We start from the raw sequence: 13,197 nt of genomic DNA on the forward strand, positions 1-13,197 counted from the left end.
AGACCGTGCGCTCTACGCCTGACGGCGTGCCTGCTCCGGTTTCTTGCGCGCGGCCAAAAATTCCTTGACCCGCCGACCGGGCGCCGGCCCGCGCACCGGCTTGAAACCGTCGTCGAGTTCTCCGGAGAGATCGAGCGTCGGCCGCTTGCCGACGGCGTCGTAATTTTCCTCCAGCCAGTCGCTGGCCGCGGTGCGGCCGAGATCACGCAGATAGGCGAGGAACGCCCATTCGGCATTGACCTTGGACGATGCCGACAGGTCCTTGAACGCCTCGTCGGCGTCGATCCGATGCATGCGGATGTCGCGGTATTCGCCATGCGGCAGGCGGCCGGCGGCGATCAGTTCCTTGACGAAGGCAATCGAGCGGAATTCTTTCAACAGCCCGGCATTGAAGGTGATCTCGTCTATCCGGTTCTGGATTTCGTTGGCGCTCTTCGGCGTCCCCTCGCGCACAACCGGATTGATCTGCACCAGAAGCACGTCGTCGGTCGCCGCGGTCTTGAAGAACGGGAACAGCGCCGGATTGCCGCCATAGCCGCCATCCCAGTAAGGCACGCCCTTGATCTCGACGGCGCGAAACAACTGCGGCAGGCAGGCCGAGGCCATCACCGTGTCGAGGTCGATCTCGCCGTCGGAAAAGACGCGCAATTGCCCGGTCTCGACATTGGTGGCCGAAATAAACAGCTCCAACGACTTGCAGGCGTGCACGTTCTTGAAATCGATCTCCTGTTCGACAACGTCGCGCAGCGGGTTGAGCCCCAGCGGATTGGCGACATAGGGCGAAAACACCCGCGACATTGTATCGAAGAAGAAATAGCCCGGCGTGTTCTCGATCGACCAGTTGCCCCAGGCGACATCCCACGGCATGCGCTGCACCGGGCTGAAGCGGCCCTTCGCCGCCACTGCGCGCCAGAAATCGTCGAGCTTCTGCCGAGCCCCCTCGACACCGCCGCGCACGAACCCGTCGGCCAGCGCCACCGCGTTCATCGCGCCGGCGCTGGTGCCGGAAACTGCTTGGATCTCGAGCCGCCCATCCTCCAGCAGCCGGTCGAGCACGCCCCAGGAAAAGGCCCCGTGCGAGCCGCCGCCCTGTAGCGCGATGTTGATCTTCTTCTTTTCCTCCGCCTTGCCGTTCGTCGTCATGGCGTTCCTGTCGGTTTGGGTGCTGCGCGCCTGCCGGGAATCGGACAGTTCTACTGCAGCGGACTAATGTTGCAGTGCAGCATATAAGTCCTGACCAAGGCAAGAACACGAACACGGTCGCGTGATCACATGAAATTTCGGTCATGGCGAAACACCCCGCCTTGAAGCGGAGAGGCTGTGTCAATCGAAACAGGTTGGAAGACTCAAGCCACCAGGTCCGGCACCGGGCCGACATAGCGTGACTGCGGCCGGATCAGCCGGCCAGTCGTCTGCTGCTCGCGCGCATGGGCGACCCAGCCGGCGACGCGCCCGGCAGCAAAGACATTGCTGAATGCCTCGGCAGGAAAGCCCGCCGCCTCCAGCAAGAGCGCAGTGTAGAACTCGACATTGGTCTGGATCGAGCGCGACGGCTTGGCCTGCCGCAGCACCTCGAGCGCCGTCTGCTCCACGGTCTCGGCAAAAGCCAGCCGGCGGCCGGTTGCGCCCTCGGCGCCGAGCTGCCGCACCACCGCTTTCAGCACATCGGCGCGTGGGTCGCGCACCCGGTAGATGCGGTGGCCAAAACCCATGATGCGCTCGCCGCGCGCGATCTCGGCACGCAGCCAGCCGGCAGCGTCGCCGCCGGCCTCGATCGCGTCGAGCATCTCGATCACCGGACCGGGGGCGCCGCCATGCAGCGGCCCTTTGAGCGCGCCGAGCCCGGCCAGTATGGCCGAGGTCAGGCCGGCCTGCGTCGAGGCGACTACACGCGTCGCGAAAGTCGATGCGTTGAGGCCGTGGTCGCAGACGGTGACCAGATAGGTGTCTAGGGCCGTGACCAAAGCAGGCGATGCGTCGGTGCCGCTCAGCATCCGCAGCATATCGGCGGCATGGTCCGCCTGCGGATTCGGCGCGATCGCCGGACTTCCGCGCTCGCCGCGCAGCAAGGCCGGCGTCAGCACCGCCGGCGCCGCGATCATCAGCAAGGCGTCCGCCAACGTATCACCGTCCGGCAGCAAGGCGACGCCGGCACGCATGCCGCTGTAGACATCGAGCGGCACCAGGGCCGGCAGCATCGGCTGCAACCGCTCGAAAACTTCGACGCGCGATCGACCGATTGCCTGCGCAAGCTCGGCGTCGCCGGGGAGATCGTCGAAGAAGCCGTCGAGCAGCAGGCGAACCACTTGCGGATAGCGCCAACGGCCAGCCAGTTCCGGCAGCGAATGGCCTCTTATGGTGAGGCGGCCGCCAAGACCGTCGACATCGGAAAGCACGGTTTCCGCAGCCACCACGTCATCGAGCCCGTTTGCCATGTCTGTCTCCTTGAGAGGTTTACCGACTGGAATTAATGGTGCACCATCAATGCATCAATCTTGATCAAGTGAATCAATATACAGGTGCCTGGGCATGTCGGAATGGCTGACACGCGAGGAAGCGCTGGGGCGGCTCAAGGTGCGACCCCAGACCCTCTATGCCTATGTCAGCCGCGGGCGCATCGGCATGAGGCCGGATCAGGCCGATCCGCGCCGCAGCCAGTATCGCGCCGACGACATCACAGCACTTGCGACCCGCCGGGCGCGTGGACGAAGCCCCCAGGCGATCGCCGAAAGCGCCATCGCCTGGGGCGAACCGGCCATTGCCACCTCGATCTCGACCATCGTGCACGGTCGCCTCGTCTATCGCGGCGAGGACGCGGCGACACTCTCCGCCGCGATCACGCTGGAGCAGACGGCGAGCCTGCTTTGGGCGGCGGATGCTGGCGTGTCGTTTGGCTCGAAGGAGCCTTCTGATGGCAGCAAAAGCGGCCGCGCCGCGGCCTTCACGAACCTTGCCCGGCTGGCGGCGGAAGGCCGGCCTTCCCTCGGACGCTTGCCGGCCATGCTGTATCAGGATGCGGCCGGTGCCATCGGCGCTCTGGCCGCGGCACTTGGCGCGGTTGCCGGAAGCGGTGCCGTGCATGAAAGGCTGGCGCGCGGCTGGTCCGTCGGCGGCGCCGGCGCGGCCCTGATCCGCAGGGCGCTGGTGCTGTTGGCCGATCATGAATTGAACGCATCGACCTTTGCCGCGCGTGTCGCCGCCTCCACCGGCGCGCCGGTTGCCGCCTGCCTGCTTGCCGGTCTCGTCACCCTTTCCGGCCCCCGGCATGGCGGCGCCGGCGAGGCGGCCCTCAATCTCGTCGAGGACGCGGAGCGGCTAGGGGCCGATGTCGCGGTCGGGCGCTGGCTTGGCCATGACCGGCCACTGCCAGGCTTCGGCCATCAGCTTTACCCCGAGGGCGATCCCAGGGCAGACGCCCTGCTGGCCGATATCGAGGTCGATGGCGGCCTTGCGCATCTGCGGGATGCCGTTCTCGCGGCGACCGGCACGCGCCCGAACATCGACTTTGCGCTGGCCGCGCTGACCCGCAATTTGCGCCTGCCTTCAGACGCGCCGTTTCGCCTGTTCGCGCTCGGCCGCAGCATCGGCTGGACCGCGCATGCCGTCGAACAGGTGACCAGCAACGGATTGATCAGGCCGCGCGCCCGCTACGACGGGCCTGTGAGCCGACTCTAGATCGGCTTGGCGAATGGCGATGGCCGCCGTCGTTCACGACATGGTGTCGAGCTTGCGCTGCATGGCGGCGATCTGTTCCTTCAGCTCCTGAAGGTCGTCCGGCTTCTCCGGCGCTTCCTTCTTGGCCGGCTCGGCCGGGGCAGGAGCAGGCCCGTTCGATCCGGCCGATGGGAACGGCGTGAACAGGCGCATCGCGTTCTGGAACATTTCCATGTTGCGGCGCGTCTGCTCCTCCAGCGCCTTGATCGGCGTGGCCATCTTCATCACGTCGATCGGCGATTTGCCGAAGGCGCCCTTCATCTGCTCGCGGAACCGTTCCTGTTCCTTGGAGAAGGCAATCATCGATTGTTCGAGGAAACTCGGCACGATCATCTGCATCTGGTCGCCGTAAAAGGCGATCAGCTGGCGCAGGAACGGGATCGGCAGCATGTTCTGCCCGTCCTTGTTCTCGAGCTCGAAGATGATCTGTGTCAGCACCGGGTGGGTGATGTCGTCACCGGTCTTGGCGTCCTGGACGGTGAACTCCTCACCCTTCTTGACCATGTCGGCCAAGTCCTCGAGCGTCACATAGGTGCTGGTGCCGGTGTTGTAGAGCCGGCGATTGGCATATTTCTTGATAACGATCGGATCGACTTTCGCGGCCATCAGTATCCTCCCCGGACACCGGCGCATGTGAGTAAGCCGCCGGTAACGATTGCGCCCTTTCGAGGATATGCGCAAAAGCGTCACAATTCCAAGTGGTTTGTGCAGTGCGGCATCATTTTATGCTGCATGGCGGGCAAAATATGCTGCGCAGCGAAAGCCGCGGCAGTTGCACTGACCGCCGGCAGCCTGCTTGCCGCGCATGGCTGGCATGCCTATTTCCGGTTTGACTTGGGTCATGGAACGGGCAAGAAAAGTCCCTAACGATACTCAAAACACGTCACCTCGAAGTCTGGAGAAGAAAATGTCCAATGCCATCGTTGTCGCCGGCGCGGCACGCACGTCTGTTGGCTCCTTCAACGGCGCCTTCGCCGCCACTCCGGCGCACGAGCTCGGCGCCGTCGTCATCCGGGAGCTGCTGTCGCGTACCGGTGTCGAGCCGGGCGAGGTCGACGAGGTCATCCTCGGTCAGGTGCTGACCGCCGCCCAAGGCCAGAACCCCGCCCGCCAGGCCTCGATCAACGCCGGCCTGCCCAAGGAGACCACCGCCTGGGGGCTCAACCAGGTTTGCGGCTCGGGCCTGCGCGCCATTGCGCTCGGCATGCAGCAGATCGCCGCCGGCGATGCCAAAGTGATCGTCGCCGGCGGACAGGAATCGATGTCGCTCTCGGCGCATGCCCAGCATCTGCGCGCCGGCGTCAAGATGGGCGACTACAAGATGATCGACACCATGATCAAGGACGGGTTGTGGGACGCCTTCAACGGCTATCACATGGGCAACACTGCCGAGAACGTCGCTCGCCAGTTCCAGATCACACGCGACGACCAGGACCAGTTCGCGCTGGCCTCGCAAAACAAGGCCGAAGCTGCGCAGAAGGCCGGCAAGTTCAAGGACGAGATCGTCGCCTTCACCATCAAGGGCAAGAAGGGCGACACCATCGTCGACCAGGACGAGTACATCCGCCACGGCGCCACCATCGACGCCATGACCAAGCTGAAGCCAGCCTTCGACAAGGACGGCACCGTGACCGCCGCCAACGCCTCCGGCATCAATGACGGTGCTGCAGGTGCGCTGCTGATGAGCGAAGCCGAAGCCACCCGGCGCGGCATCACGCCGTTGGCGCGCATCGTGTCCTGGGCCACCGCCGGCGTCGATCCGCAGATCATGGGCACCGGACCCATTCCCGCCTCGCGCAAGGCGCTGGCCAAAGCAGGCTGGTCGGTCGGCGATCTCAACCTGGTCGAGGCCAACGAGGCCTTCGCCGCGCAGGCCTGCGCCGTCAACAAGGACATGGGCTGGGATCCCTCGATCGTCAACGTCAATGGCGGCGCCATCGCCATCGGCCATCCGATCGGCGCCTCCGGTGCTCGCATCTTCAACACGCTGGTTTTCGAAATGCGCCGCCGCGGTGCCAAGAAGGGCCTCGCCACGCTCTGCATCGGCGGCGGCATGGGCGTCGCCATGTGCATCGAAACGCTGTAACGACAGACTATCCGGGCGGTGCGAGCCGCCCGTTCCATTCTGCATGAAAAGCCCGAAAACAGGGCGGTACCGAAAGGGGAAACGCATGAGCAAGGTTGCAATCGTCACGGGCGGGTCGCGCGGCATCGGCGCGGCGGTATCGGTCGCGCTGAAGAACGCCGGCTATTCGGTTGCCGCGAACTACGCCGGCAACGACGAAGCGGCGACGAAGTTCACCGCCGAAACCGGCATCAAGACCTACAAATGGTCGGTCGCCGACTATGACGCCTGCGCCGCCGGCATCAAGCAGGTCGAGGCCGATCTCGGTCCGGTTTCCGTGCTGGTCAACAATGCAGGTATCACCCGCGACGGCATGTTCCACAAGATGACGCGCGAGCAGTGGAAGGAAGTCATCGACACCAACCTTTCCGGTGTCTTCAACATGACGCATCCTTTGTGGGGCGGCATGCGCGACCGCAAGTTCGGCCGCGTCATCACCATTTCCTCGATCAACGGCCAGAAGGGCCAGGCTGGACAGGTCAACTATTCCGCCGCCAAGGCCGGCGACATCGGCTTCTCGAAGGCGCTCGCCCAGGAAGGCGCCCGCGCCGGCATCACCGTCAACATCATCTGCCCGGGCTACATCGCCACCGAGATGGTCAAGGCGATCGACGAGAAGGTGCTCAACGAGCGCATCATCCCGCAAATCCCGGTCGGGCGCCTCGGCGAACCGGAAGAGATCGCACGCTGCGTCGTCTTCCTCGCGTCCGATGAAGCCGGCTTCATCACCGGCTCGACCATATCCGCCAATGGCGGGCAGTATTTCGCCTGAGCTTTCGCGTCACTCAGCGACAACTGATGTACCGGCCCAACGGCCGGCACAGACATACACATCCACGATCGAGGCCCGTCGGCCTGACAATCAGAGCTGTCAGGCGGCAAGCTTCAGCGCTGCTTTGGCTGCAGGCTTGGCAGCGGAGATTGAACCCGGCTCAAGCGATGGTGCCGGCAGCCGGGCCAGCGGCGCGCGGCTGAGGCCCGACAGTTTCAAGGCCATGCGACGCTTCAGCAATGGATTGAGGTTCATCAGCGAGAGCAGCCCATTGCGGACGAACCGCTTCACCGGATTGCGGGTAAGCGCCATGTCGGTCATCCTTCCCGCCAGTTCAAGCACCTCCTGGGCCGCCGGGCGTCGCAACGTTTCGTAGAGGTCGAGCTCGGCTTCCGCGCGCACGCCGTTCACCACATCGCCAAGCAGTTCGCCAAGCACGACCGCGTCGATGATGCCGGTATTCATGCCCTGTCCCCCTGCCGGGCTGTGCACGTGCGCGGCATCGCCCATGAGGAACAACCGGTCCTTGCGATATGACCGGACCAGGCGGTGATGCACACGAAAGCGCGAGCTCCACGCCAGGCCGAGCACCCGGGCTCGTTGGCTGGTCGGCCCACGGCTGTCGAGCAGCGCCTGGATGTCGGCAACCCCTGGCTTTTCCGGCGCGTCGTCCATTGTTGCAACGATGCGGTATGATCCGTCCGGAAGCGGCGCTACCACCACCAGCCCGGCCGGTGCAAAGAACAGCGACACTTCCTTCGGCCCAACCGGCCAGTCGAGACGGACGTCGGCGAGAACGAACGACCCGTCATAGGCAGCGCCGTCGAACTCGATGCCGGTCGACCTACGCACCAGGCTGTTCATACCATCGGCGCCGACGACATAGCGCGCCGATATCAGCTTCTCGCGGCCGTTCTCGACCACCATCACACGGGCGCCGTCAGCATCCTGAACAACCGATTTGGCCTCGACTTCGCGATGAATGACGCCGCCCAGGGCTGCGATCCGCTCGGCGAACACCTGCTCGGTCAGGTTCTGCGGCAGCATCAACAGATAGGGATGCCTTGATGGAAGTTTGCCGAAATCGAGATTGAGCAGCGCCCGGTTGCGGTCGCGGATGGCAAAATTTTGCAGCTTCAGGGCAAGTTCGTCCAGCCGCCCGGTGACGCCGAGAGGCTCCAGCGCTTCCAGCGTCTGCGCATGGATGACGCCGGCGCGCGAGGTCTGCAGGCCCTGCGCCAGCCTGTCGATCAGAACGTGATCGACACCGGCCTGGTGCAGCGTGATGGACAGCGCCATGCCGGTTGGGCCGGCGCCAATGATCAGGACTTGCGTTGTATCGGGCAACATTTTCTCTCTCCATTTATCAACAAGTGTTGACTTTCTAATAGACGCCATTGCATTTGTCAACAGTCGTTGGCATATGAATTTCATGACTCAGAATCAGGCAATGAAAATCAGCAAGTCGGACCGCACGCGGGCCCATATCCTGGAGGCCGCCAGGCTGCTTTTCGCCGAGCACGGTTATGACGGGGCTTCGATCCGCGATGTCGCGGCGCATGCCTCGATCGATCCGGCCATGGTGATCCGCTATTTCCGCAGCAAGGACGAACTGTTCGCCAGGGCGGCGGTCGTCGACCTGCATCTGCCGGAGCTGCGGGTGATTGACCGAGCGGCCATCGGCGAAACACTGATCCGACGCTTCCTCGAAATCTGGGAAGGTCCGGCCAGCGGTCCTGGCATGACAATTCTGCTGCGTTCGGCGATGTCCAACGATTTTGCTGCCGAAAAGCTGCGCGAGGTGTTTGCCAACCAGGTGAGGCCAGTGGTTGCGGCGGTCGGCGACCCCGCCGATGCGGGTCGACGGGCCGGTCTCGTCTCAAGCCAGCTGCTGGGTTTGGCGATGTGCCGATACCTGCTGCGGCTTCCGCCAGTCGTCGCCCTGTCGCACGACGAGCTCGTCCGGAACGTCGGCGCGGCGTTGCAGCACTATGTGACGGGAGAGGACCAGTCCTGAAGCAGCCGTTTTGGCATTGCTGACCGAGCCCTGGTCGCGCTGCTACGATCGGGCAGACCCGATGCACCCAACGCCGATCTGTGCCGGAGCGGCACGCAAAGGTTAACGGCGCAGGCGCTGGCTGTGCACAACGCCTCTGACAAGCTGTGACTTCTCGGTGGATAAGCTGTTCACAACACAACATATTGGGGTGAACAAACCAAGAAAACCTGACCATCGCTGATTCGTCGCCGATTCGTTCCGGCTTTGGCCGAAACATTAACGATGGAGGCCGAAAAGCTCTGTCAAATGGTTAAAGCCAGTTAGGAAAAGTCAAGGATTTCATAATGTTGACTGAGGCCGATCGGAGTGCGGGGATCGTTCCCCGGCAAAGGTTAACAGCTTTCTTCTCCCTGCATAAATCGGGCCAGTTTAGCGATTCAGCATGTGGTGAGACTCACCGTCAAAGAATCCACATATAGCCGTGAACAAAACCTGAATCAGCGAGAGTCAGTGATTCGTCGCCGATTCGTTCCAGTCTCGTTCCAACTCTTAATCGGGACCGGATTTCGCGCGAGCCGGACGGCTCTTCGCTCCATCTGCGGAACATTCCGCTTTCGCTTCGCGCCTGAAATCCTTATGTGTCGGCTGTCACACGCGCCACCACTGGCGTGCTCCCCGGCAACGAGCGGCAGAAGCGTTATTTCCGAGCCGATGAACATCCAGCCGAAACACTCCCAGCCGCTGATCCTTTCGGGCCGCGACGTGACGGCCGTGCTCGGCCCGACCAACACCGGCAAGACCCATCTCGCCATCGAACGCATGGTGGCGCATGAAAGCGGCGTCATCGGCCTGCCGCTCAGACTGCTGGCGCGGGAAGTTTACACGCGCGTTTGCGAAAAGGTCGGTGCCCACAAGGTGGCGCTCATCACCGGCGAGGAAAAGATCCAGCCGGCAGGCGCCAAATATTCAGTCTGCACCGTCGAGGCCATGCCGCGCGAGACCGACGCCGCCTTCGTCGCCATCGACGAAGTTCAACTCGCCGGCGATCTCGAGCGCGGCCACATCTTCACCGACCGCATCCTGCACCTGCGTGGCCGCCAGGAAACGCTGCTCTTGGGTGCTGCAACCATGCACGGCATCCTGCAGCGGCTGCTGAAGGGCGTCTCGGTGGTGACACGGCCGCGGCTGTCGCATCTGGCCTATGCCGGATCGAAGAAGCTAACCCGTCTGCCCCGGCGCACGGCAATCGTCGCCTTCTCCGCCGACGAGGTCTATGCCATCGCCGAACTGATCCGCCGCCAGCAGGGCGGTGCCGCTGTCGTGCTCGGCGCGCTCTCGCCGCGCACCCGCAACGCCCAGGTGGCGCTGTTCCAGTCCGGCGATGTCGATTATCTCGTCGCCACCGACGCCATCGGCATGGGCCTCAACCTCGATCTCGACCATGTCGCCTTCGCCCAGAACCGCAAATTCGACGGTTACCAGTTTCGCGACCTCACATCCGCCGAGCTCGGCCAGATCGCCGGCCGCGCCGGCCGCCATTTGCGCGACGGCACGTTCGGCGTCACCGGCCAGGTCGATCCGCTGGAGGAAGAGCTGGTCAAGAAGATCGAAAGCCACGATTTCGACCCGGTGAAGGTGTTGCAATGGCGCACCGCCAATTTCGATTTCGCCAGCCTCGATGCGCTGAAGCGCTCGATCGAGACCAACGCACCGGTCGAGGGCCTGACGCGGGCGCTGCCGGCAGTTGACGCGCAGGCGCTCGAACATCTGTCGCGCGACGCGGACATCCGAGCTCTGGCCACGGACGCCAAGCGCGTGGCGCTGCTGTGGGAAGCCTGTGCGCTCCCCGACTACAGGAAGATCGCGCCGGCCCAGCATTCCGACCTCATCGCCTCGATCTATATGGACCTCGCCCGGCATGGCCATGTCGACGAGAACTACATGGCCGAGCAGGTGCGGCGTGCCGACACGACAGACGGCGACATCGACACGCTATCCCACCGGATCGCCCAGATCCGCACCTGGACTTTCGTTTCCAACCGGCCCGGCTGGCTGGCCGATCAGGCACACTGGCAGGAAAAGACGCGCGAAATCGAAGACAGATTGTCGGATGCGCTGCATGAGCGGTTGACGAAACGCTTCGTAGACCGCAGGACTTCCGTCCTCATGCGGCGCCTTAGAGAAAATACCATGCCTGAAGCCGAAATTAGCCCTACCGGAACCGTCCTTGTCGAAGGCCATCATGTCGGCGAGTTGCAAGGGTTCCGCTTCACCGCCGACCAGAGCGCCGGCGGCGAGGATGCCAAGGCCGTGCGCACGGCGGCACAAAAGGCTTTGGCCACCGAATTCGAGGCCCGCGCCGAGCGTTTCGGCGCCTGCGCCAATGGCGACATCGCGCTCGGCTCCGACGGCACGCTGCGCTGGATCGGCGCGCCGGTTGGCACGCTGGTCGCCGGCGACGAGCCGCTGAAGCCGCGCCTTGTGCTGTTGGCCGACGAGCAGCTTACCGGTCCCGCCCGCGACAAGGTCGCAGCGCGCGCCGAGCGCTTCGTCAACTTCCAGGTCGAATCCCTGCTGAAGCCGCTGGTCGACTTGAAGAACGCCGACCAGATCACCGGCATCGGTCGCGGCATCGCCTTCCAGCTGGTCGAGAATTTCGGCCTCATCAACCGCCGTGACATCGCCGAGGAGATGAAGTCGCTCGATCAGGAAGGCCGCGCCGCATTGCGCCGGCTGGGCGTGCGCTTCGGCGCCTACCATGTCTTCGTGCCGGCATTGGTCAAGCCGGCACCGGCCGGGCTGGTGACGCTGCTTTGGGCGCTGAAGAACGACGGCAAGGACAAGCCGGGCTTCGGCGACGTGGTTCACGCCCTGGCGTCGGGCCGCACCTCGGTGGTCATCGATCCGACCTTCGACAAATCCTTCTACAAGCTCGCCGGCTACCGCAATCTCGGCCGCCGCGCGGTGCGCGTCGACATCCTCGAGCGGCTGGCCGACCTGATCCGTCCGGCGACCAACTGGAAGCCGGGCCTGGGACAGCGCCCCGAAGGCGCCTATGACGGCGAGGCCTTCATGGTGACGCCGCCGATGATGTCGATCCTCGGCGCCACCGCCGACGATATGGAAGAGATCCTGAAAGGCCTCGGCTACCGCGCCGAGCCGAAGCCTGCCGCCGAAGTCAAGGCGCGGCTCGAAGCGCAGGACAATGCCGCACGCGAAGCCGCTGCCGTAAAGCTGGCGGCGGAAGCGGCCGCGCAGGCCGTGATGGCGGAAGCTGTAGCTGAAGTCGCAGCCGAGGCGCCAGCGGAGGGTTCGCAACCTGATGCAGCTACCGTTGCTGAGGCCTCAGCCGAAGCTCCTGCGGAGCCCGTCGCCGAGGCAGCGGTGGAGCCTGTCGCGGAAGAGCACTCGGAAGCTCCGGCTGAAGTCGCGGAAGAGATCGCGCCCGCAGCAGAAGCCGCAGCGGAAATGCCGGCCGAACCTGCATCGGCCGCCGAACCAGAAGCAGAACCCGAAGTCGCCGAGGTTGAAGCCGCGACGGTCGAGGCAACCGAAGCAGCAGCGCCCGCTCAGGAAGTGCTGCAAGCCGAGCCGGTCACGGTAGCGGAAGCCGCTGCCGGCGAGCCCGCTCCGGAGGCCGAGGAGCCAAAGCCCATCCTGTTGTGGCGGCAGGGCCGTTTCGAGCAGCGCCCGCGCCATCGCCACGACAACCGCCGCGACAATCGCCCGCGCAACGGACAGGCCGCGCAGGGTCGAAGCGATGCCCCGGCGGATGCCGGTGGCGGACAGCCGGTGACCGCCCCCGGCGAGCGGCCGGCCTATCAAGGCCGGCGCGACCAGCGCGACGGCGCCGCCAAGCCGCGCTTCGATCGCTCGAAATTCAAACCCAAGCCCCAGGGCGAAGGTGGCGAGCGCCGCGAAGGCAAGCCGCAGGGTGAGCGTCCCGATCGCCGCGAGAGCCGGCCCGACTGGAAAGGCGGCCGGCAGGACGGCAAGGGCGGCGCACAGGGCGGCAAGCCTGCATTCCAGGCAAAGCCGCGCGAGGAGCGTCCGGTGCGTTTCGATCCGGACTCGCCCTTCGCCAAGCTCGCCGCTTTGCGCGACCAGCTGAAGAAGTAAGTCAAAGGTCCAATGGTTGCCGAAGGCCGCCAGAGAATCGACAAATGGCTGTTCTTTTCCCGCGCGGTGAAATCGCGCTCGCTGGCGGCGAAGCTGGTGGTTGCCGGGCGCGTGCGCATCAATCGCGACAAAGCAGCGCAGGCCTCGGATTTGGTCAAGCCTGGCGACGTCCTGACCATCACGCTGGAGCGCCGCATCTTCGTCTGGAAGGTGCTCGGCGCGGGGGTCCGGCGCGGCCCGGCTGAAGAAGCACGGCTGCTTTACGAGGACATGTCGCCACCGCCGGCACCGAAGGGCGAGGCCGTTCCGGATGCAATTCCGGCGCTGCGCGACGCCGGCAGCGGCCGGCCGACCAAGAAGGAACGCCGCCAAACCAACCGTCTCATCGGCGAGGATTGAAGGCACGGCCGACTTTCGCCAGGGTCGCGCTCTGGAATTCCATTCCGGAGACGCCGACATCCTTGGGAA

10 protein-coding genes are annotated in these 13,197 nt (G+C 64.6%); 6 read left to right on the forward strand and 4 right to left on the reverse strand.

Annotated features, from left to right (window positions below):
• Window positions 1–12 precede the first annotated feature (12 nt).
• Window positions 13–1,143 (reverse strand): patatin-like phospholipase family protein, encoded by a 1,131-nt coding sequence (locus D3227_RS07725; protein WP_120013516.1) that lies wholly within the window; start codon window positions 1,141–1,143, stop codon window positions 13–15.
• Between the two features lie 203 nt (window positions 1,144–1,346).
• Complete coding sequence (locus tag D3227_RS07730) at window positions 1,347–2,435, reverse strand: citrate synthase/methylcitrate synthase (RefSeq protein WP_120013517.1); 1,089 nt, start codon at window positions 2,433–2,435, stop codon at window positions 1,347–1,349.
• Window positions 2,436–2,529: 94 nt separating this feature from the next.
• Here D3227_RS07730 and D3227_RS07735 point away from each other — a divergent pair, with 94 nt between their 5' ends.
• Window positions 2,530–3,675: a citrate synthase gene (locus tag D3227_RS07735; RefSeq protein WP_120013518.1), complete on the forward strand. Its 1,146-nt coding sequence runs from the start codon at window positions 2,530–2,532 to the stop codon at window positions 3,673–3,675.
• Window positions 3,676–3,708: 33 nt separating this feature from the next.
• On the opposite strand, the gene phaR is transcribed toward D3227_RS07735, so the two are convergent.
• The gene (gene phaR, locus D3227_RS07740) at window positions 3,709–4,320 is read right to left on the reverse strand and encodes a polyhydroxyalkanoate synthesis repressor PhaR (protein ID WP_120013519.1); all 612 of its coding nucleotides are present in this window, start codon (window positions 4,318–4,320) and stop codon (window positions 3,709–3,711) included.
• A 301-nt stretch (window positions 4,321–4,621) separates the two neighbouring features.
• Between phaR and D3227_RS07745 the strand changes: the two genes are divergently transcribed.
• Window positions 4,622–5,800, forward strand: a complete 1,179-nt coding sequence (locus D3227_RS07745) for an acetyl-CoA C-acetyltransferase (RefSeq protein ID WP_120013520.1) — start codon at window positions 4,622–4,624, stop codon at window positions 5,798–5,800.
• Between the two features lie 85 nt (window positions 5,801–5,885).
• Window positions 5,886–6,611 (forward strand): acetoacetyl-CoA reductase, encoded by a 726-nt coding sequence (gene phbB / locus D3227_RS07750; RefSeq protein WP_120013521.1) that lies wholly within the window; start codon window positions 5,886–5,888, stop codon window positions 6,609–6,611.
• A gap of 99 nt (window positions 6,612–6,710) precedes the next feature.
• Here the strand turns inward: phbB and D3227_RS07755 are convergent, their stop codons facing one another.
• A complete protein-coding gene (locus tag D3227_RS07755; RefSeq protein WP_167480637.1) occupies window positions 6,711–7,961 on the reverse strand; it encodes an FAD-dependent oxidoreductase in 1,251 nt (416 codons plus the stop codon).
• Here D3227_RS07755 and D3227_RS07760 point away from each other — a divergent pair.
• From D3227_RS07760 to D3227_RS07770, 3 genes are all read left to right on the forward strand, one after another.
• On the forward strand, window positions 7,930–8,628 hold the full coding sequence (locus D3227_RS07760) for a TetR/AcrR family transcriptional regulator (RefSeq protein ID WP_245451688.1): 699 nt from the start codon (window positions 7,930–7,932) through the stop codon (window positions 8,626–8,628). The two genes, D3227_RS07755 and D3227_RS07760, sit on opposite strands and share 32 nt — an antisense overlap.
• A gap of 693 nt (window positions 8,629–9,321) precedes the next feature.
• Window positions 9,322–12,729 carry a helicase-related protein gene (locus tag D3227_RS07765; protein ID WP_120013523.1) on the forward strand — a complete coding sequence of 1,136 codons (3,408 nt, stop codon included), beginning with the start codon at window positions 9,322–9,324 and terminating at the stop codon, window positions 12,727–12,729.
• Between the two features lie 12 nt (window positions 12,730–12,741).
• On the forward strand, window positions 12,742–13,128 hold the full coding sequence (locus tag D3227_RS07770; protein ID WP_120013524.1) for an RNA-binding S4 domain-containing protein: 387 nt from the start codon (window positions 12,742–12,744) through the stop codon (window positions 13,126–13,128).
• Window positions 13,129–13,197: the final 69 nt, after the last annotated feature.

The organism is Mesorhizobium waimense, assembly GCF_003601975.1.
GTDB lineage: Bacteria > Pseudomonadota > Alphaproteobacteria > Rhizobiales > Rhizobiaceae > Mesorhizobium > Mesorhizobium waimense.

Bases quoted from the DNA above. Each gene is read 5' to 3' on its own strand.
- D3227_RS07725 (WP_120013516.1), bottom strand. From the start codon at position 1,143: ATGACGACGAACGGCAAGGCGGAGGAAAAGAAGAAGATCAACATCGCG.
- D3227_RS07730 (WP_120013517.1), bottom strand. From the start codon at position 2,435: ATGGCAAACGGGCTCGATGACGTGGTGGCTGCGGAAACCGTGCTTTCC.
- D3227_RS07735 (WP_120013518.1), top strand. From the start codon at position 2,530: ATGTCGGAATGGCTGACACGCGAGGAAGCGCTGGGGCGGCTCAAGGTG.
- phaR (WP_120013519.1), bottom strand. From the start codon at position 4,320: ATGGCCGCGAAAGTCGATCCGATCGTTATCAAGAAATATGCCAATCGC.
- D3227_RS07745 (WP_120013520.1), top strand. From the start codon at position 4,622: ATGTCCAATGCCATCGTTGTCGCCGGCGCGGCACGCACGTCTGTTGGC.
- phbB (WP_120013521.1), top strand. From the start codon at position 5,886: ATGAGCAAGGTTGCAATCGTCACGGGCGGGTCGCGCGGCATCGGCGCG.
- D3227_RS07760 (WP_245451688.1), top strand. From the start codon at position 7,930: ATGATCAGGACTTGCGTTGTATCGGGCAACATTTTCTCTCTCCATTTA.
- D3227_RS07755 (WP_167480637.1), bottom strand. From the start codon at position 7,961: ATGTTGCCCGATACAACGCAAGTCCTGATCATTGGCGCCGGCCCAACC.
- D3227_RS07765 (WP_120013523.1), top strand. From the start codon at position 9,322: ATGAACATCCAGCCGAAACACTCCCAGCCGCTGATCCTTTCGGGCCGC.
- D3227_RS07770 (WP_120013524.1), top strand. From the start codon at position 12,742: ATGGTTGCCGAAGGCCGCCAGAGAATCGACAAATGGCTGTTCTTTTCC.